Raw genomic sequence first — 3,130 nt, 5'->3', positions numbered from 1 at the left:
AAACGAGCCACTTTATCGGCTAGCTGCGCGTCATACTGTTCTGTCGGGAGGTGTTCGGGGGTCATGATGCGTCCTGAAAAATAAAAGTACGCGGGGATTGTAGGGATTGCTCAGTAGATGTCCAGTTATTGATGATTTCTAATATTGTGATACGCAGTCTGGACAGTCGGTAATAACAAACTGTAGCATCCGCGTTCCGGTCCTGTGAGTTAAAAGGGAATCCAGTGTAAATCTGGAGCTGACGCGCAGCGGTAAGGAAAGGTGAAATGAGAGCGTAAGCAGACACTGCCTTTGGGTGGGAAGTCTTCATTTCTTTTTATTCGCTATATTGAATAACCTTCCAAGCCCGAAGACCTGCCGGCTAACGTCGCATCTGGTTTTCATCATCGCGTACTATCGGTGGGACCTGCGGCATCCTTCTTATATTGTGGATGCTTTACAATGATCAAAAAATCATTGCTGCTGACGGCACTTTCCGTCGCGGCATTTTCTGGTTGGGCGCAGGATGCTAGCCCGGATACTCTCGTCGTTACGGCTAACCGTTTTCAGCAACCCCTTAGTGCAGTGCTTGCTCCCATCACCGTTGTTACGCGCCAGGAAATCGATCGCTGGCAATCTACCTCTGTGAATGACGTTCTTCGCCGCCTGCCGGGTGTCGATATCGCGCAATACGGTGGTATGGGACAAAATTCGTCTATTTCTATTCGTGGGACCAACGCCAGCCATGTACTGGTGCTGATTGACGGCGTGCGCCTGAATTTAGCTGGGGTGAGTGGTGCCGCCGATCTCAGCCAGTTCCCGGTATCACTGGTGCAACGTATTGAATACATTCGTGGGCCGCGTTCCGCTGTTTATGGTTCTGATGCGATCGGCGGTGTGGTGAATATCATTACCACGCGAGAAAAACCGGGGACGGAATTGACCGCCGGTGTGGGCAGTAATGGTTATCAGAATTACGACATCTCGACGCAGCAACAGCTCGGTGAGAATACGCGCGTGACGCTGATGGGGGATTATGCCTATACCAAAGGTTTTGACGTTGTCGCCTACGGTAGCACTGGTGAGCAAGCGCAGCCCGATAAAGATGGTTTTTTAAGTAAGACGCTGTACGGCGCACTGGAACATAACTTCTCCGACACCTGGAGCGGGTTTGTGCGCGGCTATGGCTATGATAACCGCACCAATTATGATTCTTACTACTATCCAGGCACGCCGTTAGTCGATACCCGTAAGCTCTATAGCCAAAGCTGGGATGCCGGACTGCGCTTTAATGGCGAGCAAATCCAATCACAACTGGTTTCCAGCTACAGCCATAGCAAAGACTACAACTATGACCCGGACTATGGTCGCTACGACTCCTCGGCAACCCTGGATGAGATGAAGCAATATAACGTGCAGTGGTCAAACAGTATGGTGGTTGGCCACGGCAATGTGGGCGCTGGCGTCGACTGGCAAAAGCAAACCACAGAGCCAGGCACCGGGTATGTTACGGACGGTTACGATCAGCGTAATACCGGTATTTATCTGACCGGGTTGCAACAGCTTGGCGACTTCACCTTCGAAGGCGCGGCGCGCAGCGACGACAACTCCCAGTTTGGTCGGCATGGCACATGGCAAACCAGCGCCGGATGGGCGTTCATTGACGGCTATCGTTTCATTGCTTCTTATGGCACCTCTTATAAAGCACCTAATCTGGGGCAGCTGTACGGTATGTATGGCAATGCAAACCTTGATCCTGAAGAGAGCAAGCAGTGGGAAGGGGCGTTTGAAGGGTTAACGGCGGATGTAAACTGGCGTTTGTCAGGATATCGCAATGATATCGATAACATGATCGATTATGACCCCCATACTCTGAAATACTATAACGAAGGGAAAGTGCGGATTAAAGGCGTTGAAGCGACGGCGAGTTTCGATACGGGTCCGCTGGCGCATACGCTGAGCTATGACTATGTCGATGCGCGTAATGCGATTACGGACAAGCCGCTGGCCCGCCGTTCAAAACAGCAGGTGAAGTATCAGCTCGATTGGCAGGTCTATGATTTTGACTGGGGCCTGACGTATCAATATCTGGGAACACGATATGACAAGGACTATGTCACTAACCAGCCGGTAAAATTGGGTGGAGTGAGTTTGTGGGATCTGGCGGTGTCATATCCGATCACCTCACAGCTGACAGTTCGTGGTAAAATCGCCAACCTGTTCGATAAAGATTACGAGACAGTTTATGGCTACCCAACTGCAGGACGGGAATACACCTTGTCTGGCAGCTACACTTTCTGATCCACGTCCCACCGTGCTGGTGTTTGATTCCGGCGTCGGTGGGTTGTCGGTCTACAATGAGATCCGCAACCTCTTGCCGGATCTCCACTATATATACGCTTTCGATAACGTTGCCTTTCCTTATGGAGAGAAGAGCGAGGAATTTATTGTCGAGCGTGTTGTTGAGATTGTGACTGCCGTTCAGCAGCGCTACCCCCTTTCACTGGCTGTTATCGCCTGCAATACCGCCAGCACGGTGTCACTCCCTGCGTTACGCGAAAAGTTCGCTTTCCCGGTCGTCGGCGTGGTACCTGCAATTAAACCGGCGGCGCGCCTTACGGCTAACGGTGTAGTGGGGCTGCTGGCGACGCGAGCGACGGTGAAGCGTTCATATACGCATGAGTTGATTGCGCGCTTTGCGAACGAGTGTCAGATCGCGATGTTGGGTTCCGCTGAGTTGGTGGAACTGGCGGAAGCGAAGCTGCACGGAGAAGCAGTTCCTCTGGATGAGTTGCGCCGCATTCTGCGACCATGGTTGCGGATGTCGGAACCGCCGGATACGGTTGTTCTCGGATGTACGCATTTCCCTCTATTACAGGAAGAACTTTTACAGGTTCTACCTGAAGGGACGCGACTGGTGGATTCCGGTGCCGCGATTGCGCGTCGCACGGCTTGGTTGTTAGAACATGAAGCACCTGACGCAAAATCAGCTGACGAGAATATTGCCTTTTGTATGGCAATGACGCCTGAAGCTGAACAATTACTGCCAGTCCTCCAGCGTTATGGCTTCAAAACGCTCGAAAAACTGGCAGTTTAATCAGTTTTGGTGAAATAATGCGCACTCGGAAAATTATTTTAAATTTCCCCTTGT

At 51.5% G+C, this 3,130-nt stretch carries 3 protein-coding genes and 1 riboswitch; of the genes, 2 read left to right on the top strand and 1 reads right to left on the bottom strand.

All coding sequences use genetic code 11. The features are described from left to right. Positions 1-65, bottom strand: a 65-nt coding sequence (locus tag FDX01_RS24060) for a hypothetical protein (RefSeq protein ID WP_249361038.1), incomplete at its 3' end; no start/stop codon positions are given. Positions 66-180: 115 nt separating this feature from the next. Further along, positions 181-377: riboswitch (cobalamin riboswitch) on the top strand. Between the two features lie 64 nt (positions 378-441). Between FDX01_RS24060 and btuB the strand changes: the two genes are divergently transcribed. Further along, positions 442-2,280 carry a TonB-dependent vitamin B12 receptor BtuB gene (gene btuB / locus FDX01_RS21930; RefSeq protein WP_137400459.1) on the top strand — a complete coding sequence of 613 codons (1,839 nt, stop codon included), beginning with the start codon at positions 442-444 and terminating at the stop codon, positions 2,278-2,280. Next, a complete protein-coding gene (gene murI / locus FDX01_RS21925) occupies positions 2,225-3,076 on the top strand; it encodes a glutamate racemase (RefSeq protein ID WP_115259740.1) in 852 nt (283 codons plus the stop codon). Before btuB ends, murI begins: the two co-directional genes overlap by 56 nt. Positions 3,077-3,130: the final 54 nt, after the last annotated feature.

Source organism: Citrobacter sp. wls613 (assembly GCF_005281195.1).
GTDB classification, from domain to species: domain Bacteria; phylum Pseudomonadota; class Gammaproteobacteria; order Enterobacterales; family Enterobacteriaceae; genus Citrobacter; species Citrobacter gillenii.
This window is presented reverse-complemented; position numbering and strand designations above follow the sequence as displayed.

Bases quoted from the DNA above. Each gene is read 5' to 3' on its own strand.
- btuB (WP_137400459.1), top strand. From the start codon at position 442: ATGATCAAAAAATCATTGCTGCTGACGGCACTTTCCGTCGCGGCATTT.
- murI (WP_115259740.1), top strand. From the start codon at position 2,225: ATGGCTACCCAACTGCAGGACGGGAATACACCTTGTCTGGCAGCTACA.